The sequence below is a fragment of the Lysinibacillus sp. NPDC094403 genome (assembly GCF_050278745.1).
Lineage (GTDB): Bacteria > Bacillota > Bacilli > Bacillales_A > Planococcaceae > Lysinibacillus.
In genome coordinates this window covers 1-22033 of record NZ_JBNNTL010000033.1, presented here as the reverse complement: position 1 = coordinate 22033, position 22033 = coordinate 1, and the positions used below count along the sequence as shown (strand labels likewise).

Below are 22033 nucleotides of genomic sequence, written 5' to 3'. Positions count from 1 at the left end.
GAAGCTTTGCTCTGTGCGAAAGCGTAGTGTTAACGTAGCGGCAGCAACAAATGTTTTCTGTAGCGAAAGCAAAGCGACAGCTACAAAGCGCCCAGTCGGAACGGAAATCAACCACACGTTATGGTGATGAGTCATTAAAAAAGGAAGCAACCATAATGAAACATGGTGCTTCCTTTTATTATTTTACTTATTGAATTAACTCATCAACATTGACATATGGCAGACCTTGAGAATCTGCAACTGCCTTGTAAACGAGATGTCCATCTATCGTATTAACACCTTTTTTCAATGCAGCATTTTCAACACATGCTTGTCTGTAACCCTTATTAGCAATTTGAAGTGCATAAGGAATTGTATTATTTGTTAAAGCAATTGTTGATGTACGTGGTACAGCTCCTGGCATATTTGCAACTGCATAATGCACAACGCCATGTCTTACATAAGTTGGGTCATCATGTGTCGTTACACGATCAGATGTCTCAAAAATACCGCCTTGGTCAATAGCAATATCGACTACTACTGAGCCTGATTGCATTGACTGAATCATTTCCTCAGAAACAAGCTTTGGTGCTTTGGCGCCAGGAATTAAAACCGCACCAACTACTAAATCTGAGTTTTTCACTGATTCTGCAATATTATAAGGATTGGACATTAATGTTTGAACATCACGGCCAAACAAATCTTCTAATTGACGTAAACGCTCTGGGCTTAAATCAATAACCGTTACATCAGCACCCATTCCGACCGCTATTTTCGCTGCATTTGTTCCAGCTATACCGCCACCGATTACTGTAACTTTACCGCGTGGTACACCTGATACGCCGCCCAGTAAAATACCTTTACCTTCATGATTTTTCTCTAAGAATTGTGCACCAATTTGCGTTGCCATTTTACCCGCAACTTCACTCATTGGTGTTAAAAGTGGTAAAGAACCATTAGCTAATTGTACTGTTTCATAAGCAATACCTATAACTTTTTTATTTAAAAGTGCCTGCGTTAATTCAATCTCTGGCGCTAAATGTAAATAAGTAAATAAGATTTGACCTTCATTGAAGTAATCGTATTCTGATGCTACAGGTTCCTTTACTTTCATAATCATTTCTTGCGCCCATGCTTCTTTTGCCGTCTCAACAATATGAGCACCTGCAGCAAGGTAGTCTGCATTTGTAAAGCTTGAGCCTAAACCTGCTCCAGTTTCAATGTACACTTCATGACCTGCGTTTGTTAATGTTACAACCCCTGCTGGTGTCATAGCTACACGATTTTCATTGTTTTTAATCTCTTTTGGAATACCAATCTTCATCTTCCCTATCCCCTTCCATTACCTAAAAAATAAGCACATTTTGTTACATACACTTTGATGTATTGATGCACCCCTTGCACTTCCATATTACCAAACATAAACAAAAAATGCTTTAATTAAAATAATAATAAATAAAATTAACAATATTCCCGTAATACTAAATATTCAAATTATATAGTGCTCCGGAAAGTGCCCACGCAAGTAACAGAAATATGCTTCTGGTAGTAATATTTATTTTATGGATTTAAGAAGTGCTGAAAATCGAAATCACTGAAAATGCCTTCACTTTTTCACATTTTTTCTTCCGGAAAGTATTTCCTTTAGAAAATCATTTGGTATAATCGAGATATACAAATCAGGGAGGTAATTCAAATGGCTAATAAATATAAAAGCATTGTAGTTGCAGTAGACGGTTCAAAGGAAGCTGAATACGCTTTCCGTAAATCGATTGACGTTGCAAAACGTAACGAAGGTGCTGTTTTAAATTTAGTAAATGTTATTGACACACGTTCATTCGCTGCAATCGAAGCATATGACCGTTCAATTGCTGAGCGTGCTCAAGCATTTTCTGAGGAGCTATTAAATGGTTACAAAAAACAAGCTGAAGAAGAAGGCTTAACAAATATTAACCTTGTAATTGAATACGGCTCACCAAAAAATATCATTACAAAAGAGCTTTCTAAAATTGTAGACGCAGACTTAATCATCTGTGGTGCAACTGGTCTAAATGCAGTAGAACGCTTCCTAATCGGTTCAGTATCTGAAGCAATTGTACGCTCAGCTAATTGTGACGTACTTGTTATCCGTACACCTGAAAATTAATTTTGTCTTACATAAAAGGTATCCAAATTTGGATACCTTTTTCTTATTGTTGAAAAACTATTATGTCAATGTGATTATAGTGTTCTATTAAATAAGGTATGGCTCTCCGGTAAAAACGAGAGGTTGATTTCCGTTCCGACTGGGCGCTTTTATCGCTGCCGCTTCGCTTTCGCGCAGAGCAGAGCTTCCTGGGGGCTTCCGATGAGCCGCTTGGGCCGACACGATGTTGGTCACGAAGGCGTTATCACAGGACGTGATGGTTTTAGCCTTCGTTCCTCTATCGCTAATCCCCAAGAAGTCGCCCAGTCTCCACTCCAATCAACCAATTCACTTAAATGTACCTTCTGGCACGCCATAAATGAAACTCCAACAACAGGTCTGTGCGAAAGCTAAGCGACAGCAATCTTTGTGTAATAACGAAGTGCTAAGCAGCTCCAACAACAACAACATGTTGTTCATTGATACATATTTTATTAGCGACAAACTAAAAGGTATCCTATTTCGGATACCTTTAATACTTATTTCCCTTCTTGCCACATCTTCACTTTTTCAAAGAACATAGCAAGAGCTTGTTTATTTTGCATGTTTGGTACTTTTGCTAACAGTACCTCTTTTGGAGCTTTGAATTCCTTACTTTGCTTTTGCAAAATGACAATGCTCTTTTCATGGGCTTTATTGGCAAACATTGTATCTGGCAATTGAATAATTGCTTGAATCCAAGCATGTTTTTGAATGTATTTATGCAGTTGTTTCGACTGCTCAGATTCAAAGAGATGGGTTGGTGCAAGGAAAAATAAGTAGCCTCCATCCTTAGTGTAATTAATGGACTGCTCAATAAATAAGTGATGTGCATAACTCATTCCTTCTGAAGCACATAGTTCATAATCTAATGCGACGTCTTCATTCGGATAGTACCCGACCGGTAAATCACAAACAATAGCATCTGCAGGATTTACTAATAAATCTTGTAAAGCATCCTGACGGAATAAGGAAACTGGCTGCTCTGTCAAATCAGCTGTAGCAGCAGCTATACGAATAAGTAGCTCATCTACCTCTACACCTGTTGCTTCTATTTTTCCGTCTAATAAATTCATAACTGTTAGTAGTAAATTCCCTGTACCTACTGCCGGATCCAAAATAGAAATTTTTTCAGTTTTTAGACGATCTGCAAATAGTTGCTCTACAAAATAACCAACTAATAACCCAAGAGTATCAGGTGTCATTTGGTGATTCGGCTGAGATCCTTTTCGCATCCCCTTTAAAACAGCAATTTGAATCGCTTTGCGCACATCTTCTTTTGTAGCACCATCTTGTGAAAAATTAACTTCCCCATCAAGCCATGCCTCTAAGCCATCTAAAATACCCTCTAGCAATGTAACATTATGTTCTTTTTCTATCTTTTCAGCATGTTCATTTAGCATACCAAATAACTTTTCGATATTTTCCATACACAACTTCCTTTCACGCAGAAAAGAGCCGTGACAAAAACTTGTCACAGCCCCTTTGTCTAGTAATATCTTAGCCTAAAATCAATAAATTATGCTAGTGCTTTGACAGCCGCAATTGCTGCTTCATAGTTTGGATGATCTGTTGCTTCAGGAACATATTCCACATATGTCACTTTGTCATTTGCATCCACAACGAATATTGCACGTGTTAGAAGACGTAATTCTTGGATGTAGACACCGTATGCTTCACCAAACGAAAGGTCACGGTGATCTGAAACTGTTTGAACAGCATCAATGCCTGCTGCACCACACCAACGTTTTTGAGCAAATGGAAGGTCAACAGATACCGTATAAATAACTACATTATCACCTAAGTTTGCTGCTTCTTCATTAAAACGACGTGTTTGTGCATCGCAAACTCCAGTATCTAATGATGGTACAACGCTAAATAAACGAATTTTCCCCTCTGAATCTTTTAATGTAACAGGTGATAGATCATTCGCTAATACAGTAAAACCTGGTGCTTGGTCTCCAACTTTTACTTCGTTACCTACAAGTGTTACTGGGCCATTTTTAAATGTTACTTGTGCCATATAAACGCCTCCTAATCTTCATATGTACATAATATTACTAAAAGGAGGGAATTAATTGCAACTGAGACAGCTTAGCAAAAATAGTTTTGAAAAATCTTTTCGCACCTGTTCAGTCATGTTTGTTTAAGGTTGATGCATTTTCCAAGCTCTTCACCATAACGTTGGGTTCGTTCCGACTAGGCAAACTAAAGAGCTGTCTCATTTAACGAGACAGCTCTAGCCATTATTCTTCGTTTTTTCCCTCTAGCTTTTCAGGCTGAGTTTTTTCTTCTTGAGATACAGAATCAGTCTTTTCCTCTTTGACAAGCAAAGATGGTTGCACAATATCTTTTTCAATATAAATATTTTCATGAACGACTGTTGTATCTGCAAAAAAATCATGTAGACCTTGATTATCCGGTAAAATGGCTACGAGAATATAAAGTGGCATAAAAATGCTATTGATGATACGCCCTATCCAATCACGGAATAACACATCTGACCAAGTCAACTTCTCATGCTTTAATGAAATAACACGTAATCCAAATATCATTTTCCCTAATGTTTGCCCAAAAAATTTCGTAATTAATACGAAATAACTGTAATAGAGAATAGCAGATATAATCGAAATTGGTGCATACCACACTGTTTCTGATAATGACCAATCCATTAAATAAAAAATTGGGTTAACGAGAATTCCAACTACTGCTGTAATAACGAATCCATCTAATAAAAATGCCCAAAAACGAATCCAAAATCCTGCCGTTTTTAATGCATAGTTTTTATTTGTAATTGGCTTATCAATTAGGAGTGTATTCTCCATAGAGGGTGAACCTTGCATAACAATTTCATTGTTTGTCATTGTACTCCCTCCTTAGTATTCGCCATATAAGTACATCATTTTTGGTGCTTTATAATCCGCCATAATTTTCATCAGCATTTTTTCCTCTGCTGATGGACCAAATATTGATCCAATCTTCATCCCAACATATGATTGCCAGCCACCCGCATCATATGTATACTTAAACAATTCTGCGTCCTCTAAACCAAAGTCTTTACGCAATGCAGTAATTGCTGCTTCCTCATCACCAATCTCATCTATTAAGCCTGCTTGAAGAGCCTTTGTACCACTAAGAATTCGACCATCGGCAACTTTTTTCACATCGGCTTCGGACATATTTCGTCCTTTTGCAACAATATTAACGAATTCCTGATAAGTTTCGTTAATCATATCTTGCATCATAGCACGCTCTTCCGGTGTCACTTCACGCATTGGACTAAGCATATCTTTATGTTCACCAGATTTAAATGTCTCATATTTGACACCAACTTTTTCAGCAAGAGCTTGGTAATTAATAGATTGCATAATAACACCAATTGAGCCCGTAATTGTATCACGTTGTGCAAATATTTTATCTGCAGGTGCTGAAATATAATAACCACCTGAAGCTGCCATTGAATCCATAGATACATAGATTGGAATTTGTCGTTCTTCTTTAATCTTCAATAGTTTTTTATATATTTCTGCTGATTCTTTTACACCGCCACCTGGTGAATTAACACTTAAGACGATACCTTCAACAGTTTCATCATTTAAGATATTATCTAATTGATCTAAGAAAAATTGATGATCATAAGCAACTGGTTGCCATAATGAACTTGAACCAACATCTTGAATTGCACCATCAACCTTTAAGTATGCAATACGTTTATCCATATTGCCGCTTTCTTTAACTTCTTCCATTACCGTCAAATTGTTTCCAGCAACCAAACTATCAAAATTGCTAAAGAAATTCGATTTAAATATTGCAAAAATGGTATTGATCCCTAATGAGAAAACTAATAGTACACCTGCAATTATTAAAGCAGCCCACCTTTTACCATTCATATCTTTCTGCCTCCTTATAATGTTATACGTTGAAATCCTAATTTGTTTCATACTTATTGCAATAATATGGCGCCATAGTATGGGGTTGATCACACCGCCGAGCGTCCAAGCTCCAATCAACTTATATATATATGTCATACCTATTAACAAATATCATCACCAAATTTTGGTGATGAGCCAATACTATGCAAAAGCTTTGACACATTCAACCTATAATACATTACCTAATATTAAAAAAAAAATCAAAGTTCATAAAAAAAGCAGGAACTTTGATTTTCGACATTATTTCCTAGGAAATTAATGATGATTGATGTAATGGACTTTTTCTTGCTCACGTAGTTCGACACGACGAATTTTGCCTGATGCAGTCTTTGGTAGCTCAGTAACAAACTCAATCGCACGAGGATATTTATAAGGTGCTGTTAAAGTTTTCACATGGCTTTGTAATGTTTTAATAAGTGCTTCATCACCAACTTCTCCGTTACAGAGCACAATAAATGCCTTTACGAGATTACCACGAATCCCATCCGGACTTGCGACAACGGCAGTTTCTTTCACTGCTGGATGCTTCAGTAAAGCATCTTCTACCTCAAATGGGCCTATCGTATATCCAGACGATATAATGACATCATCTCCACGTCCTTCGAACCAAAAATATCCATCTCCATCTTTATATGCACGATCTCCAGTAATATACCAATCGCCTCTAAATTGTAAATTTGTACGTTCGGGATCGTTTAAATATTTTTTAAATAACGCGGGTGTTTCACAGTGTACAGCAATATCTCCAACTTCTCCAATTGCAACAGGATTTCCAAAATCATCGATAATTTCAACAGTATTACCCGGAGTAGGTTTACCCATTGAGCCCATTCTCGCCTCCATCCCTACCATTGTACCAACAAGTAATGTATTCTCTGTTTGTCCATAGCCATCTCGTACTTGTAAATTAAAGACCTCGGAAAATACTTTGATCACTTCACTATTTAAAGGTTCGCCCGCTGACACAGCCTGACGTATTGTACTTAAATTGAATTCATGTAAATTTTCAAGCCCTGCCATAAGACGGTATTCGGTTGGTGTGCAACACAGAATATTAATATTGAATTTTTCAAGCAGTGAAAGGTATGTTGCTGCATCAAAGTGTCCTTTGTAAACAAATGCTGTAGCACCACTTCCTAAAGTAGCGAGAAACGGACTCCAAATCCATTTTTGCCAGCCAGGCGCTGCTGTAGCCCAAACAATGTCACCTTCTTGAACACCTAACCAATTTGGTGCAGTAGTTCGTAAGTGTGCGTAACCCCAGCTATGTGTATGTACCGCTGCCTTCGGATTGCCTGTTGTACCACTCGTATATGCTAAAAATGCAATATCTGTACTCTTAGTCGGTGTAATGCTTATGTAGGTTGTTGGTTGGTTTTGCATTTTTTCAAGCAATGGCTGCCAAGGTTCATGTGCATGACCAATGACAAATTGCTGTATTTCTTGTAAATTTTCAACATTATCAAATTGTTCAATATAAGGCTCAAATGCAACAACGCCTTTTGCATCAGCATGATTGATTCGATATTCAATATCCTTAGTTCTCAGCATTTCTGAGCTAGGTATAATGGTTAAACCTGCCTTTAAGGCTGCAATGTACACGATATACGCTTCAACCGATCTTGGCACCATGACTAAAATAACATCACCTTTTTTTAAACCTTGAGATGTAAATACATGTGCTGCCTGATTCGCCTTTTCAAGCAAAGCTGTATATGTTATATACTGAATTTCCTCGTCTTCGTTATAAATTAATAATGCATTTTTTGTAGAATCCTGAGCATATTTTTCAATTTCCTCTGAAATGTTATACCATTCTGGTGCAATTAAATCTTCTCTTCTCATGGCAAATGCCCCCTTTTGTTACGCTTATTATAAAACTCAATTTTTATCTTTTTCAATGGAATACACTCTAATTCAGTAAAGTAGTGACAACTATCATGCTCTGCTATATGGCATCAGTCACGTTTGAGTTCTATCAATTTCAACTTGGCGTAATTGTTGCTGTCGCTTCGTTATCTCTTCGCTTTCGCACAGAAATCGTTTGTTGCTGTCGCTTCCCTATAAAAACTTCCTATTGAACATGAATGAATAATATGGTACATTTTGGTCAACTAAAAGCATGATTGCAGGGGGACTCATTTAGAGTTGAGAAGGTAAAACCTGACCCTTTGAACCTGTTAGTTAATACTGACGTAGGGAGCAATTCACATCTATTTACTGATGAAAGGCTCTTTTGCGTGTTTTTTCCACACGAAAAAGAGCCTTTTTTGCACGCTTACGTCCATCCAACAAGGAGGACTTAAATTGGTATTTCATACTATCCGCAAACAAAATCCACTTATTCATTGTATTACTAATTATGTTGTGGCTAATTTTCAAGCAAATGGCTTATTAGCAATAGGCGCTTCTCCAGTCATGGCTGATGACAGTCATGAGGTTGAAGAAATGGTCGCAATTGCCTCGGGTTTATTGATAAATATCGGTACCCTTAACGAGCGAATGAAAGAATCAATGTTACTTGCAGGAAAAAAAGCAAATGCTCTTGGCATTCCCGTTATTTTAGATCCTGTTGCAGCAGGTGCAACAACTTACCGGAAACAAATGGTACAGCGATTACTGAAGGAAATTAAATTTTCCGCAATTCGTTGTAATATTGGAGAGCTTGCGGCTATCGCCAATGTAGACTGGCAACAAAAAGGTGTTGATAGCGGTAGTGGTTCAATATCTTTAGAAGTTGAGGCACAGCAAATAGCTCAACTCTACAAATGTATTGTTATTGTGACTGGTGAAAAGGATTTTATTACTGATGGTAAACATCAGCAATGGGTTACAGGTGGAAATTCTCAAATGACAGAAGTTACTGGAACAGGTTGCTTATTGAGTGCAATTTGTTGTGCCTCCTTCGCTGCAGGAGATAAACCATTTGACCAATTGGTAGAAACATTATCGCTTTATAAAAAAGTGGCAGAGCAAGCCACTTCTTCTTCTCAATATATCGGAGATTTTCAAATTGCAGTGTTAAATGAACTACATCGCCTTTCCAAGGATGGTGAAGAATGATGCATATTGTAACGACAATTGCTGGTTCAGATAGTGGCGGCGGTGCAGGCATACAGGCTGATTTAAAAACATTTCAGGAATTAAAGGTATTTGGAACGTCTGTTATTACAGCTTTAACAGCCCAGAACACACTTGGCGTATCGGATGTCTTACCAATTGAAGTGAGCTTTATTGAGAAACAATTTAAAGCGCTAATCGAGGATTTTTCAATTAGTGCTGTTAAAACAGGAATGCTGTTTTCCTCCGAAATAATACAATCAATTGCACATATTTTAGCCAAATTAAATATTCCGCTTATTGTAGATCCTGTCATGATTGCAAAAGGTGGCGAAAGCTTATTACAGCAAGAAGCCATTGAGGCAATACGTAGTTATTTGCTACCTTTAACAACAATTGTAACACCAAACATTCCTGAAGCAGAAACCCTTTCAGGAAGGAAAATCAATTCTTTTGTAGATATTAAAGCAGCAGCTCAGATCTTATTACAAATGGGTGTTCAATGTGTCATTATTAAAGGCGGTCATTTAGAGGATAAATGTTTTGCTATTGATTATGTATTTTTTAAAGATGGTCGGTCATTTTCCATGCAGTCCACTCGTATTGCAACAAAAAATACGCATGGTACAGGCTGCACGTTTTCCGCTGCATTAACAGCTTTTCTTGGCCGTGGATTACCTTTAGAAGAAGCCATTGAGGAAGCTAAAAAATTTATTCAATTAGCAATAACTCATGATTTATCTATTGGTAATGGCCATGGTCCAACAAATCATTTTGCTTATCAAAACTATAAGGATTCCTGTGAGGTGATCATTCATGAAACGTGACAATCTACAGCTATATTTTATTATGGGTACCAGTAATGTTTTAAATTATGAGCCGATAAACGTTTTAGAGAAAGCTCTCCAATCTGGAATTACTATGTTTCAATACCGTGAAAAAGGGCCAAATACACTAATTGGGCAAGCCTATGAAAATTTTGCTCGCAAATGTCAAAAGCTCTGTCATCAGTATAATGTTCCATTTATCGTCAATGATGATGTAGAGCTAGCTATAAAACTTAGGGCGGATGGTGTTCATATTGGACAAGAGGATTTTCCTGTTGCGATAATACGTGAAAAAATTGGCAACATGATCCTAGGTGTTTCTGTTCATTCACAAGCTGAATTACAAACTGCTTTACAATACGGTGCTGACTATGTAGGAATTGGTCCAATTTTTTCAACCACTTCTAAAAGCGACGCCAAACCACCTAGTGGAACTGATTTTTTACAGCAAGTTCGGATACAATATCCGGAACTCCCCATCGTTGCAGTTGGAGGCATAAACTGCTTGAATGCACATTCGGTATTTAAAGCAGGTGCGGATGGAATAGCAGTTATTTCTGCAATTTGCGAAAGTGAGGATATTTTTGAAACAGTTGCTACATTTAAATCATTTGTAGGATAAAGTGATATGGGAAGACCTAATGCTTCTCTTTTGATACAGATAAATTACTGCCTGTTAATAGGGATAAATAATAAACAATTTAAACAAACTAAAACCAGTGCCTTTTACGGTCACTGGTTTTAATTTTAATAATTGCTGATTAAGCAATTATTGGTTGCTGTTTGGCATACCTTTTAATTGAGATTCTGCCATTTGTACAAGACGTTTAGTGATTTCACCGCCAACGGAACCGTTAGCACGAGCTGAAGCGTCAGCTCCTAATTGAACACCAAATTCTTGTGCAATTTCGTATTTCATTTGATCAAGTGCTTGTTGTACACCTGGTACTGCAAGCTGGTTTGAACTGCGGTTTGTGTTTGCCATGTCTCTCACCTCCTTGTGAATATAGAATGTGCGATATTAGATTTTTAATACGAAAATTTTATAGGTAAATTGTACCTAGAAAGGAAGGAGAACTAAAAAAAGCCGACTCAAAATAGGCTTTTGAGTCGGCTCTCTAGAAATCGCACGTTTCTTCTATAGAAGATCCGCAAATTTATCGGCTTCTTGCTCTTTTTTCGGGAAAATATAGACTTCACGGTTTTTCACTGCTCGTTCAATTAGTTCATCAAAATCCGAGAAGCTTTCATAGTGCTCAACCTTTTCAAGCTTTGGCTTTGTTTTTGGACTTGCAGGAGTAAAAATTGTACAGCAGTCTTCAAATGGCTGAATAGACGTTTCGTATGTGCCGATTCTCTCTGCAATATCGATAATTTCTAATTTATCAGCTGAGATTAATGGGCGTAAAATCGGTGTGTTAGTTACAGCATTAATAGCAGTTAGACTCTCTAGAGTTTGACTTGCTACTTGACCAAGGCTTTCACCTGTAACAATTGCTAGTGCATCAATTTCTTCACGTACTTTGTCAGCAACTTTTAGCATCATACGACGAGTTGTAGTCATCGATACATTAGACGGTACTTTTTCTTTAATAAGAACTTGAATTTCAGTGAAGGGAATTACATGTAAACGTATACTAGCTCCAAATTTCGTTAATTCATTAGCAAGTACCTTTACTTTTTCCAATGAATTTTGGCTTGTATACGGTGGGCTAAAGAAGTGAATCGCCTCTAAGCGCACTCCTCGTTTCATCATTAAATAACCAGCGACAGGACTATCTATTCCACCAGAAAGCATTAATAATGATTTACCATTGGAACCTACAGGCATTCCACCTGCACCCTGAATAACTTGTGCCATCATATATGTTGCATCATGACGTACCTCTACACGAAGTTCGATATCAGGCTTCTTCACCTTTACTGATAAATTTTGATATTGTGGTAAAACATAACCACCAATTTCGCGTTGAATGGCATGTGATTCTAAAGGAAATGTTTTATCTGTGCGCTTTACTTCTACTTTAAAAGTAAGCTGTTCATTTTTAAATGTATCCATAATTGTTATGGCAAGTTTTTTCATGGCCTCGATGTCTTTTTCACATGCTGCCACTGGGCTAAATGATTGAATACCAAAAATTTTAGGTAATCCTTTTAATAGAACGTCCATTTGTGTTTCATTTTGAATAGCAATAAACATTCGATCGCGCTCTGTACGAATGTGTAAATGTCCTAAATCCGCAAACGCATGACGAATGTTCTCTCGTAAGCGACGAATAAAATCCATCTTGTTGCGACCTTTTGTAGAAAGTTCTCCATATCGAATTAAAATTTCTTTCCAAATCATGATTTAAATTCTCCTTTAAGTTCCATCAATACTTCATCTAATACTTGTTTAAACTTTTCTATATCTTCATTTGTTACATGTGCGCCAAAACTTATACGAATAACACCCTTTTTAAAATGCTCATCGATATTTAGCGCTTCAACAACATGGCTTGTTTTTGTCTGTTTCGATGAACAAGCACTCGATGTCGATACAATTACATTGCGTTTTTGCAATGCATTTATAATGACTTCCCCTTTTAAGTCGCGAATACTAAAAGATAAAATATGTGCCGCTCCTTGTGGTGTTGATAAAATATGAACAACTTCCCCATATCCTCTTAATTGCGAACATATTTCTTCATACCATTGACGGTATTTTTTCGCACGGTCATTCATTATCTCTACTGCTATTCGAGCTGCTTTGGATAAGGCTACAGCTTGCGGTACAGCTACTGTTCCACTACGTAAACCAAACTCCTGCCCTCCACCAAGTGCATATGGTTGCCACTTCATTTCTTTACGGAATGCTAGTACACCTGAACCTTTAAAGCCATGAATTTTATGGCCAGAAATTGACATACAGTCTGGTCCCTCGTCATCGTTAAATGATATTGGTAATTTCCCAAAGCTTTGTACAGCATCAACATGAAAAGCTGCACGACTCGATTCATGAATAATTTTTGCAGCCTCAAAAATTGGTTGGATAGCACCCATTTCATTATTTACATGCATCATACTTACTAAAATGGTATCCTTGCGCACTTTTGTGCGAAGCTCCTCTAAAGAAATAATTCCATTTTTATCCACTCGTAAGTATTCTACGTCAAAACCCTCTTGTTCAAGTTGCTTCACAGATTCCAGAACAGATGGATGCTCAATTTCAGTTGTTAAAATATGATTTCCTTTATGCGTATTACTACGTGCTAAACCAAATATTGCCGTGTTATTAGATTCAGTACCACCTGATGTAAATAGCACATTTTTTGCTTCTGTATGCAAAATATCTGCTACTTGCTCACGTGCACGCATTAATAATTCGTTTGATTCAACACCCATTGCATGGATGGAAGCAGGATTGGCATAATACTGCTCATTCACTACCATAAATGCTTGCATAACCTCATTTAAAGGTTTTGTTGTTGCACTATTGTCTAAATAGATTGTATTAACTTCCATTAATATTCACACACTTTCAAAACGTTGATTTAACGGTATTTATCATAACGCAATCTTCAGCAATTGACTACTAACTTTAACAATAATTCTAATTTATTCGCTTATTTGTTTGCTTTTAATGTGAAAAACCACCCTTTATAGAGTGGATCTTAAAGACTTGCTATGAACGTTTCTAGCTAAAAATTAAGTAGCATAAAAAAATTGATTTTTGCATTGTTAGGCTCATCATCATAACGTGTAGTTGATTTCCGTTCCGACTGGCGCTTTTATCGCTACCGCTAATCCCGAGGAGTCACCCAGTCTCCACTCCAATCAACTAATTCACATAGCATACGTTTTTTGAAATGTCATCCTCCACTTTTAGTAAAAGCCAATGCTGCTATATTTGAAGTTAATTTCACACTAGTAGTTCAAGAAAAACAAGCGATCCCACAAATTTTTCTTAATTTACTAGCTGATTCATCAACCTTTCTTCATTGTTATAAATTCAGTTGAAGCTGTGAATTCCATAACTTTTTTAAAGCCTAATTTTTCGTAAAGGTGAATTGCTCTTGTATTGAATGTAGCTACTGTTAAACGAAGAGGACTATGATTTTCTTGTTGTAGCTGGTTTAAAATAAATGAAAAAAATTCTGAACCATAACCTTGTCCTGTTAGCTCAGGCTTCATCCCAATCCCAACATCAATGCACTCATCTAAATACGCACCATAATCACGTCCTTTAGGTACTTGTGCAGATGTTCCTGTACAATAAAAACCGACTAGCTCTTCTTTTTCATTGAAAATTGAATAATATGGACTTTCAAGTAATTCTTTTAGAGATTCATCGCATAGATCATTGTTATAAAAATCAAATGGTTCTTCATATTTCCAATTCAAAATGTCAGTCGCATAAATTTCATTCATTTTCCGAATATAAAATTGCATTATGAACACCTCCATTTTCCATCGTTTTTAATCAAAAATTGAGATAAGGTACAATGTGAAGCTTCCGTCAATTTTATGTCTTAGAGCACACGCAAAAGTACGAAAAGTCGTATAAATACCCCAATAAATTGGCTTTTAATAAAAAAACTGTCTAAAAAGTAATAACTATACCTTTTAGACAGCTGATGTAATTCTTTATTTACTTACTACTATTTCTTCTGCTACAAGTTCTTGTATTCGTTTTAAAGCACCTGGTTCCATTTCTTCAACTGCCGTACCAGCCTCTTCTAATGCCTTGGAATAACGGAATTGATTAAAGGATTTTTCTGCTTCTTTTAAACGAGTATGTAATTTTGGATTTGTTGCACGATGACGATTACCATACTGAATAATGCGTTCAATCAGCATTACATTTTCAATCAATTCATGCGCCTTCGCTTTTACATCCTCTACACAAAGTGTAGCAGCATTTAAATTATTATGAACTGTACCCATGTTGAGAGGTACTTCTTGCAAGCTTTGCATAACTACATAAATATGCTCTGCTGCCTCATCTAGACGAACATCCATCTCTTCAGGGATACCTGGAATATTAGCCTTGTTTAACAGACGATCTGTTTCTTGTAATATTTTCTTTAAGCTTTCTACTTGCGTGCGAGCCTGGTTTTCATCAATTCGTAGCTTCTTCATCGTATTTGATAAATGCCCCTGCTCCTCATGAATACGTTCAAGCTCATCGTTAATTTCAATCAATTCTTCCTGTAAACTTGAGTATGCAGATTTTTCCTCTCTAACACGCATCGCCAATAAGTCATAGCGACGTTGTAAAGCCTCTAATTGCTTTAATGCAGCTTTTGGAATTTCTGCATCTTTTTCATTTAAACGATAGCTTTGCTGCACAAAGGTTGCTTCATCACTTACTAATCTTGTTGAACTAATAACATTGGTGATTGAGCTTAATAAACGATCACAATTTTGGTCAACATAATTTTTAGCAATAACTTCTTTTTCAAGCAGATCGTAGAAATGATCAATCTCTTCATTTATTTCAGCAACACGTGGTTTAACAACTTTTAAGTTAAGCTCTGCTAATTCATTTTTTAATGTCGCAAATTCCTCATCAAATTTATCAAGCGCTTTAGTCAACTCTAAATGCTGTAAATAATAGGATTGATCCTCCATTTCACGCTGTCCACTACGTAATTCCTGTACCGCTCCTGGTAGCTTTACTTGCAATTCAGTCAAAATTGTCGGTACATCATTAATGTATTCAAATGTCTGTTGCGATTCTTGGTTTAAGCTAATAACAATTTCTCGCGCCTGCAAATAGTTCCCATCGCTAGTAAGCACATCGAATTCCTCAAACTTTTGAACAAACTCCTCCAGCTTTTTCTCCAAAGCTGGTAATGCTACACCAAATGAATGTTGGTGCGCTAACAATGTTTTACGTGCAGAGCGATAGTATTCTTTTAATTGTTCAATTTCAATACGATTTTTTTCTTCGCTTCCAATTAATTCATTTAATTCTTCTAAGATTTTATCTTTATTTTGTTCACACTTTTGAATGTAATCTTCTATCTCACGTTCAATTAACGTCGCTTTATTAAAACGAAGTCTATTGATTTGATCCTCTGCATCAAATAAAAGTGAATCAATTTTTGTCATATGTACATCGATGACTTCATCCCAGCTATTACGCCATCGTTCAAACATCTCTTCCGTTTCACCGTTCATGTTTAAAGATTTAACTTTTGAAATTTCCTCATTTATGGGATTGTTTTGTATTTGGGATTTTTCATTTTCAAGTTTAGCAATGATTGCTGTATGTTTTCGTCGCATCATAAATCCTACTATCGCTAAAATTAATAGTAGGATAACCGGAATGATGATATACTCCATCGTAAGCCTCCTATTCTACAATATACGAATTGGCTAGTTGTATTTATTATATACTATGTTATCGCCTTTTGTACTAAAATTTGAGTGTTTTTTGTGTATTTGCGCCTTTCAAGAATAGCAACTACTTAATTTTTGAACAATTGGTGCAAATAGAAGTGTATTATCCATATGCTAAAGGAGTGATGATTTTATGAAATGTGACGGTCATATTCATAGTCCATATTGTCCACACGGTACTTCTGATTCATTTAAGCAATATATAGAAAAAGCAATCTCTCATAACTTCACAGATATTACCTTTACAGAACATGCACCATTACCATTGAATTTTGTTGACCCTACACCACAGCAAGATAGTGGTATGAATCCAGAATTTTTAATGCCCTATTTTGAAGATTTACAACGCCTTCAAAAGGAGTACGCGCAAGATATTCGCATTCATATTGGTCTAGAGGTTGACTATATTCAAGGCTTTGAACAAGAAACTCGTCAATTTCTTGATACATATGGACACTTTTTAGATGACTCTATTTTATCGGTTCATTTTTTACAATGGCAAAATTACTTTGAATGCATAGACTTTTCTCCAGAATGTTTTATGGCCTTTTCAAAAAAAGTGGGCTCAATTGAACAGGTGTATAGTTTATATTATGATACAGTCTTACAATCCATTAAAGCAGATTTAGGGCAATTTAAGCCTAAGCGCATTGGGCATCCTTCACTTATTCACAAATTTCAATTAGCACATATGGTGAAAATCGATGATTCTGCGCGGATTCGAGAAGTTTTAGATTTTATGAAGGAAGAAGGCTATGAGCTAGATTTAAATAGCGCTGGATTAAGTAAAACATATTGTCAGGAACCTTATCCACCATTTGCCTTCATCGATTATAGTAAATCTATTGGGCTACCAATAGTTTTCGGTTCAGATGCTCATACTGTTGCAGATTTACATCAACACTATAATGTTATATATCCCAAATAAATAATTTAAAACGAGGTGCTATGATGTTTACACAAATTAATTATGAAGGGCCAATTGCCGAGCAATATAATACATTAGCAAAACAGTTAGATGCCTTGCTTACAGGAGAAAGCGATCGCATCGCTAATTTAAGTAACGCCTCTGCATTACTAAATCAATTTCTACCAAACATTAACTGGGTTGGCTTTTATGTAGTACATGGAGAGGAACTAGTATTAGGACCATTCCAAGGCTTACCTGCTTGTGTCAGAATACCAATTGGACGTGGTGTTTGTGGAACAGCTGTAGTCAAAGAAGAAACAATAGTGGTAAAAGACGTACATGCCTTCCCAGGGCATATTGCCTGCGATGCGGCTTCCCAATCCGAAATCGTTATTCCTTTGATAAAAGAAGGAATAGTTTTCGGTGTTCTTGATATCGATAGTCCAAGCGTAAATCGCTTTTCTAAGGAAGACCAAGAGGGGTTAGAGCTATTCGTAAAGACCCTACTCCTTCATTTATAAAAAAATGCCCTGAAATGATTTAATTATTGTCATTTCAGGGCATTTCATCTTATAAAGATGCCTGACGTTTTATTTTCGAAAACATCTGCTTATTTTTTATGAAAACTCATCACCATAACGTGCAGTTAATACCCGTTCTACTAGGCACTTTCTTTTCCTATACATGGCATACGAAATGTCATGCCTAATTTTAGTAACGAGCTATTATGATTTTGTTTGATAGGATCGATCATGAATACAAAATCGATTTTTACCACTGTTTTTCGCTTCATAAAGTGCTGTATCTGCATGTAGGAAAACAGATTGAAACGCAGGACGATAAAGTTCATCCCATGTTATGAGACCTGCTGAAATTGTCACCTGAGGATCTGTTGTACTTGGAATTATTGCAACGATCGCTGCTGCTAAATCGATTGCTTCATTCTCATCAATATTTGGGATATACACAGACATTTCCTCACCGCCCCAGCGTGCACAAATACCACGAGTTCCAATCGTTTCTTTTAATTGTACCGCAATTTGAATAAGAATCTTATCACCAATTTGATGACCATACGTATCATTAATACGTTTGAAATTATCAATATCAATAAGTAGGAACATCCCTGATTGATCATTTTTAAGCGACTTTTCCACATACTGGTCTAAATAACTTCTTGCATACAATTTAGTCAAATGATCCAAATCTACCATTTCCTGAAGTCGATTTCGTAATATTGAGTTTGCAATTGCTAAAGAAGAGTGATGGATTAATGATTGCATTAATTTAAAGCTATCAAACGAAAAGAAATATGGCTCCTTGTGTAACACAATACTAAAGCCATTAATTTTTTCTTCCATTAAAATCGGGATTGCCATAATTGAGCAATATTCAATTTGATTAGGGGTTAATCGGCTGAAATCAGCAATAAATAGTGGATCATTTGTATGTTCAAAATGTTGTTCAACATGTTTTATATATGTTTGACCCTTTTCTGTGTTGAATAAGGACGTACTAGCATCCGTCACTTCAAAGGTGTCATTCTGTTTAAAAGCGAAACAAACTTCCATTGGTTGAAAGGATTTCATTAACTGTTTTTGAAGGAAAAGTAACATTTCATGTATGTCAATCCTCATATTTAAACGATGCGATGTTTCATTGATGAGTTGTAAATCACTTACAAGGCGATGTGATTGATGATATAATTTTGCATTTTCAAGTGCATTTCCTGATGTTTGTGCTAGCATTTGTACAAAATCCTTTTCTGTCGTTGAAAAAAGATATGTTGTAGGTGCACTTACTTGTAAAATGCCATAAATAGCTTGTCTCCCTTTTATAGGGGCGTTTAATAATCGACAATTCAAATCGCTAGCAAGCTCCGTCGTCAGCTCTCCTGAGACAAATGCCTCTATCGTCGCAGGTCTTTCAGATAAGTAATCAAAGAGCTTAATATCGATAGTCGTACGGCGGTCTTGATCATTCGATAGTATAAGCTCCACATTAAACTCCGGGAAATTATCCTTAATATTTTTTAAGACATTTTCTAAAATTAAATCAATATCCATAGTGGAATGAAATAAATCTGTCATATTGTACAATTTTCTATATTGATCTTCATTCACTTTTACTTCAAAATTTTCTCTAGTCATCTGAAGAACCTTCGAAAGCGTTTCCACAAACTTTTCCCCGTAATCTGAAGTCATAAAGTCTATCCAAGTATCTGTTGCCTTCACGAGTAGCACACCAATTGGATTTTTGCCCTCTACTTGGAAAAGTACCATATCTGTCATCATTGTATATGCTTTTTTTTCTTTTAATATATAAGGAATCTTCACCATTTTCTGTTGATAAAAGCTAGCTTCAATCATTAACCATGACACAGCATTTAGTTTTGTTTCGATTGTTAAAGCAGCCATCTCTTCAACAGGTATTAAAGAATTACCTTCGAAACTGAGAAATGCCACATTTACAATTCCAAAGCGCTTCTTTAGACACTGTTTCAATGGGTTAAAATACCCATTAAAACCATTTTGTTCCTCAGAACTCACCAAAATGCTCAAAACATCTGATTTTATATATTTTAGCGTTTGTAAATGGTCTGTCATGAAATCACCTTTTCTATATAACGTCCAAATCAATTACTATTAACTTATAGTATATTATACATATTTTGTGTCATTTTGACTATGTTATTCTATTTTACTTTTATATTTTACATTTCACACTGTATCATTGACTATCCTCGTATATTACAATATGTATATAGAGGGAATTTTTACTATTACTCCTTTTTAAAAATAGTTAGTCTAATAATTGACGTCTATGTAATAAGCAGTTACAATGAAGTTTGTGTAAAATAAACGCAGCAGTGGTATGAGCTTATTACTGTATTTTATTCCTCTATTTCGTTTAGTACATCTAAACAGATTCTAATAGATGGTGTATTGTGTAACCTAACGGCTGCATAGGCGAAAATACATGAAAATAAAATGCGTATAAGAATGGGTACTACTGGTTTTTGTTTTACAACAAAAAAAAACCAAATTTAAAGGAGGAGACAACAATATGTCTCGTTATACAGGTCCATCTTGGAAATTATCACGTCGTCTTGGTATCTCACTAAGCGGTACAGGTAAAGAAATCGAAAAACGTCCTTACGCACCAGGTCAACACGGTCCAAACCAACGTAAAAAATTATCAGAATACGGTTTACAACTTCAAGAAAAACAAAAACTTCGTCACATGTATGGTATGACTGAACGTCAATTCCGTACTGTATTTGACCGCGCTGGTAAAATGAAAGGTGTTCACGGTGAAAACTTCATGATCCTTCTTGAAACTCGCCTTGACAACTTAGTTTACCGTTTAGGTTTAGCTCGCACTCGTCGTGGAGCTCGTCAATTAGTAAACCACGGTCACGTTATGGTAGACGGTAAACGCGTTGATATCCCATCATTCAGCGTAAAACCAGGTCAAGTGATTTCTCTTCGTGAAAAATCTCAAAACCTTGCAGTAGTAGCAGAAGCAGTTGAAGTAAACAACTTCGTACCTGACTACTTAACATTTGATGCTGACAAAAAAGAAGGTACATTCACTCGCCTTCCAGAGCGTTCTGAATTATCAGCTGAAATCAACGAAGCATTCATCGTAGAGTTCTACTCTCGTTAATTTTTTAACGTTAGATTACTTACGGTTCTTAAACCTCGCAACCTTGTTTATACAAGCGTTTGCGGGGTTTTTGTATATAATCAGATATTCGGAAATTGATGTTTATATTTCAGGGATTTTGGGGAGCCTGGGGGAGCATTTTTTCACCTTAATCAATTAAAAAATAACATACTGACAGGTGTACACTAACTCAGAATTATTCAAATATCTTCCACACTTCAAAAAAGATATACTTCCCTACCCCCTTCTACCTATAAGACTGAATCCGTTGGAAAAATAATACAAATCAACTTTTGTCCCCTTTTGAGCATATTTTGATAAAACCTCTTTGGAGAATTATCAAAACTGAGTTGCGCTTATTGCGATTAATTTACAAACAGGCAAAAATAGTGAAAAAAATCAAGTTCAAGTTGAATATAAAACGTATGGACATTGATTTATCTGAATTTTATCAATTTTTGTTCAAATGATGACAAAACTTGATTTTTTAAAATTTATAGTTAATGGTATTTTATTAATATACCCGGGGAAAAGTAAAGAAGGAGGAAATACAATACTAAAATTTTCTATTTTTAAATTAGGAACTATTTTCAAGTAGCGAATGCTCCCCCTTTTATTTAAAACTATTAAATTACTGTTTCGTAGAAAAAGAGCAGAGTAGCAATAACACAATATAGGGGTTTTTTAAGCTTTTATATTAGATTAATCAAAAAAATTCCATTCACCATTAGAAAATTTTATTCATCACTATTGAATATTTGTGTATTATCGGAAATAAAAAAGGGGGTATAACGAATACTATAACAATGAACGTATTAAACAGAAACCAGCTGACATGAATCCAGTAAAATACCGAACTCACGCCAGCCAATTAGCTCCATAATAAAACTTTAACTTTAAGGGGTTTTTATTTTTTAGGTGATTTCCCTTTTATCTCTAATACAAAAAATATGATAGATAGCAGTGTTAGTATGATTGGAAAAGCTTGATAGTCTACTGTATAAGCGCCAGAAAAGTAACCATTAAAAAGGCTTATTTAGATGCATTTCTAGATATGTTTAATGGTGAAATAATTTCCTATCGATTATCTGAACGACCGAACGCA

20 protein-coding genes, 1 pseudogene and 1 riboswitch are annotated in these 22033 nt (G+C 35.9%); of the genes and pseudogenes, 8 read left to right on the top strand and 13 right to left on the bottom strand.

What is annotated here, in order from left to right; genetic code table 11:
• Positions 1–187: 187 nt before the first annotated feature.
• Positions 188–1303: an alanine dehydrogenase gene (gene ald / locus ACQKMV_RS23415; protein ID WP_427506826.1), complete on the bottom strand. Its 1116-nt coding sequence runs from the start codon at positions 1301–1303 to the stop codon at positions 188–190.
• A gap of 372 nt (positions 1304–1675) precedes the next feature.
• Here ald and ACQKMV_RS23410 point away from each other — a divergent pair, with 372 nt between their 5' ends.
• Complete coding sequence (locus ACQKMV_RS23410) at positions 1676–2125, top strand: universal stress protein (RefSeq protein WP_427425501.1); 450 nt, start codon at positions 1676–1678, stop codon at positions 2123–2125.
• Between the two features lie 230 nt (positions 2126–2355).
• Here the strand turns inward: ACQKMV_RS23410 and ACQKMV_RS23405 are convergent, their stop codons facing one another.
• From ACQKMV_RS23405 to mbcS, 6 genes are all read right to left on the bottom strand, one after another.
• The gene (locus ACQKMV_RS23405; RefSeq protein WP_427506825.1) at positions 2356–2481 is read right to left on the bottom strand and encodes a hypothetical protein; all 126 of its coding nucleotides are present in this window, start codon (positions 2479–2481) and stop codon (positions 2356–2358) included.
• Positions 2482–2643: 162 nt separating this feature from the next.
• Positions 2644–3573, bottom strand: coding sequence for a class I SAM-dependent methyltransferase (locus ACQKMV_RS23400; RefSeq protein WP_427506823.1), 930 nt, complete (start codon positions 3571–3573; stop codon positions 2644–2646).
• A gap of 89 nt (positions 3574–3662) precedes the next feature.
• Complete coding sequence (tpx, locus tag ACQKMV_RS23395; protein ID WP_427425503.1) at positions 3663–4166, bottom strand: thiol peroxidase; 504 nt, start codon at positions 4164–4166, stop codon at positions 3663–3665.
• A 223-nt stretch (positions 4167–4389) separates the two neighbouring features.
• Positions 4390–5007, bottom strand: coding sequence for an RDD family protein (locus ACQKMV_RS23390; protein ID WP_427506822.1), 618 nt, complete (start codon positions 5005–5007; stop codon positions 4390–4392).
• 12 nt (positions 5008–5019) lie between these two features.
• A complete protein-coding gene (sppA, locus tag ACQKMV_RS23385; protein WP_427506820.1) occupies positions 5020–6033 on the bottom strand; it encodes a signal peptide peptidase SppA in 1014 nt (337 codons plus the stop codon).
• A 297-nt stretch (positions 6034–6330) separates the two neighbouring features.
• Positions 6331–7920: an acyl-CoA synthetase MbcS gene (gene mbcS / locus ACQKMV_RS23380; RefSeq protein ID WP_427506818.1), complete on the bottom strand. Its 1590-nt coding sequence runs from the start codon at positions 7918–7920 to the stop codon at positions 6331–6333.
• A 275-nt stretch (positions 7921–8195) separates the two neighbouring features.
• Positions 8196–8294: riboswitch (TPP riboswitch) on the top strand.
• Between the two features lie 88 nt (positions 8295–8382).
• Here mbcS and thiM point away from each other — a divergent pair.
• From thiM to thiE, 3 genes are read left to right on the top strand one after another with little or no spacing between them, the layout of a single operon-like run.
• Complete coding sequence (gene thiM / locus ACQKMV_RS23375; protein WP_427506816.1) at positions 8383–9138, top strand: hydroxyethylthiazole kinase; 756 nt, start codon at positions 8383–8385, stop codon at positions 9136–9138.
• Positions 9138–9962 (top strand): bifunctional hydroxymethylpyrimidine kinase/phosphomethylpyrimidine kinase, encoded by an 825-nt coding sequence (thiD, locus tag ACQKMV_RS23370; protein ID WP_427506828.1) that lies wholly within the window; start codon positions 9138–9140, stop codon positions 9960–9962. Before thiM ends, thiD begins: the two co-directional genes overlap by 1 nt.
• Entirely contained in the window at positions 9952–10584 is a 633-nt protein-coding gene (thiE, locus tag ACQKMV_RS23365) for a thiamine phosphate synthase (protein ID WP_427506815.1), read from the top strand. The genes thiD and thiE overlap by 11 nt, the downstream gene beginning before the upstream one ends.
• Positions 10585–10731: 147 nt before the next feature.
• Here thiE and ACQKMV_RS23360 read toward each other — a convergent pair whose 3' ends face one another.
• The 5 genes from ACQKMV_RS23360 to ezrA form a co-directional block, all read right to left on the bottom strand.
• Positions 10732–10947 (bottom strand): small, acid-soluble spore protein, alpha/beta type, encoded by a 216-nt coding sequence (locus ACQKMV_RS23360; RefSeq protein ID WP_427425509.1) that lies wholly within the window; start codon positions 10945–10947, stop codon positions 10732–10734.
• Between the two features lie 153 nt (positions 10948–11100).
• Positions 11101–12309: a tRNA uracil 4-sulfurtransferase ThiI gene (thiI, locus tag ACQKMV_RS23355; RefSeq protein WP_427506813.1), complete on the bottom strand. Its 1209-nt coding sequence runs from the start codon at positions 12307–12309 to the stop codon at positions 11101–11103.
• Positions 12306–13466 carry a cysteine desulfurase family protein gene (locus ACQKMV_RS23350; protein ID WP_427506812.1) on the bottom strand — a complete coding sequence of 387 codons (1161 nt, stop codon included), beginning with the start codon at positions 13464–13466 and terminating at the stop codon, positions 12306–12308. Before ACQKMV_RS23350 ends, thiI begins: the two co-directional genes overlap by 4 nt.
• A 462-nt stretch (positions 13467–13928) precedes the next feature.
• Positions 13929–14393 carry a GNAT family N-acetyltransferase gene (locus ACQKMV_RS23345; protein ID WP_427506810.1) on the bottom strand — a complete coding sequence of 155 codons (465 nt, stop codon included), beginning with the start codon at positions 14391–14393 and terminating at the stop codon, positions 13929–13931.
• Positions 14394–14588: 195 nt separating this feature from the next.
• Positions 14589–16292 (bottom strand): septation ring formation regulator EzrA, encoded by a 1704-nt coding sequence (gene ezrA, locus ACQKMV_RS23340; protein WP_427506808.1) that lies wholly within the window; start codon positions 16290–16292, stop codon positions 14589–14591.
• Between the two features lie 190 nt (positions 16293–16482).
• Here ezrA and hisJ point away from each other — a divergent pair, with 190 nt between their 5' ends.
• Together hisJ and ACQKMV_RS23330 are read left to right on the top strand one after the other, a co-directional pair.
• Complete coding sequence (hisJ, locus tag ACQKMV_RS23335; protein WP_427506807.1) at positions 16483–17277, top strand: histidinol-phosphatase HisJ; 795 nt, start codon at positions 16483–16485, stop codon at positions 17275–17277.
• A gap of 23 nt (positions 17278–17300) precedes the next feature.
• Complete coding sequence (locus tag ACQKMV_RS23330; RefSeq protein ID WP_427506806.1) at positions 17301–17780, top strand: GAF domain-containing protein; 480 nt, start codon at positions 17301–17303, stop codon at positions 17778–17780.
• A 204-nt stretch (positions 17781–17984) separates the two neighbouring features.
• Here ACQKMV_RS23330 and ACQKMV_RS23325 read toward each other — a convergent pair whose 3' ends face one another.
• Positions 17985–19865 (bottom strand): sensor domain-containing diguanylate cyclase, encoded by a 1881-nt coding sequence (locus ACQKMV_RS23325; protein WP_427506804.1) that lies wholly within the window; start codon positions 19863–19865, stop codon positions 17985–17987.
• A 460-nt stretch (positions 19866–20325) separates the two neighbouring features.
• Between ACQKMV_RS23325 and rpsD the strand changes: the two genes are divergently transcribed.
• Positions 20326–20928: a 30S ribosomal protein S4 gene (gene rpsD / locus ACQKMV_RS23320; RefSeq protein WP_427506802.1), complete on the top strand. Its 603-nt coding sequence runs from the start codon at positions 20326–20328 to the stop codon at positions 20926–20928.
• Between the two features lie 796 nt (positions 20929–21724).
• Positions 21725–21811, top strand: a pseudogene (locus tag ACQKMV_RS23315) (hypothetical protein); the annotation flags it as partial.
• Between the last annotated feature and the right edge of the window lie 222 nt (positions 21812–22033).

Excerpts from the sequence above, each read along its gene's own strand:
- ald (WP_427506826.1), bottom strand. The coding sequence starts at position 1,303 with ATGAAGATTGGTATTCCAAAAGAGATTAAAAACAATGAAAATCGTGTA.
- ACQKMV_RS23410 (WP_427425501.1), top strand. The coding sequence starts at position 1,676 with ATGGCTAATAAATATAAAAGCATTGTAGTTGCAGTAGACGGTTCAAAG.
- ACQKMV_RS23405 (WP_427506825.1), bottom strand. The coding sequence starts at position 2,481 with ATGGCGTGCCAGAAGGTACATTTAAGTGAATTGGTTGATTGGAGTGGA.
- ACQKMV_RS23400 (WP_427506823.1), bottom strand. The coding sequence starts at position 3,573 with ATGGAAAATATCGAAAAGTTATTTGGTATGCTAAATGAACATGCTGAA.
- tpx (WP_427425503.1), bottom strand. The coding sequence starts at position 4,166 with ATGGCACAAGTAACATTTAAAAATGGCCCAGTAACACTTGTAGGTAAC.
- ACQKMV_RS23390 (WP_427506822.1), bottom strand. The coding sequence starts at position 5,007 with ATGACAAACAATGAAATTGTTATGCAAGGTTCACCCTCTATGGAGAAT.
- sppA (WP_427506820.1), bottom strand. The coding sequence starts at position 6,033 with ATGAATGGTAAAAGGTGGGCTGCTTTAATAATTGCAGGTGTACTATTA.
- mbcS (WP_427506818.1), bottom strand. The coding sequence starts at position 7,920 with ATGAGAAGAGAAGATTTAATTGCACCAGAATGGTATAACATTTCAGAG.
- thiD (WP_427506828.1), top strand. The coding sequence starts at position 9,138 with ATGCATATTGTAACGACAATTGCTGGTTCAGATAGTGGCGGCGGTGCA.
- thiE (WP_427506815.1), top strand. The coding sequence starts at position 9,952 with ATGAAACGTGACAATCTACAGCTATATTTTATTATGGGTACCAGTAAT.
- ACQKMV_RS23360 (WP_427425509.1), bottom strand. The coding sequence starts at position 10,947 with ATGGCAAACACAAACCGCAGTTCAAACCAGCTTGCAGTACCAGGTGTA.
- thiI (WP_427506813.1), bottom strand. The coding sequence starts at position 12,309 with ATGATTTGGAAAGAAATTTTAATTCGATATGGAGAACTTTCTACAAAA.
- ACQKMV_RS23350 (WP_427506812.1), bottom strand. The coding sequence starts at position 13,466 with ATGGAAGTTAATACAATCTATTTAGACAATAGTGCAACAACAAAACCT.
- ACQKMV_RS23345 (WP_427506810.1), bottom strand. The coding sequence starts at position 14,393 with ATGCAATTTTATATTCGGAAAATGAATGAAATTTATGCGACTGACATT.
- ezrA (WP_427506808.1), bottom strand. The coding sequence starts at position 16,292 with ATGGAGTATATCATCATTCCGGTTATCCTACTATTAATTTTAGCGATA.
- hisJ (WP_427506807.1), top strand. The coding sequence starts at position 16,483 with ATGAAATGTGACGGTCATATTCATAGTCCATATTGTCCACACGGTACT.
- ACQKMV_RS23330 (WP_427506806.1), top strand. The coding sequence starts at position 17,301 with ATGTTTACACAAATTAATTATGAAGGGCCAATTGCCGAGCAATATAAT.
- ACQKMV_RS23325 (WP_427506804.1), bottom strand. The coding sequence starts at position 19,865 with ATGACAGACCATTTACAAACGCTAAAATATATAAAATCAGATGTTTTG.
- rpsD (WP_427506802.1), top strand. The coding sequence starts at position 20,326 with ATGTCTCGTTATACAGGTCCATCTTGGAAATTATCACGTCGTCTTGGT.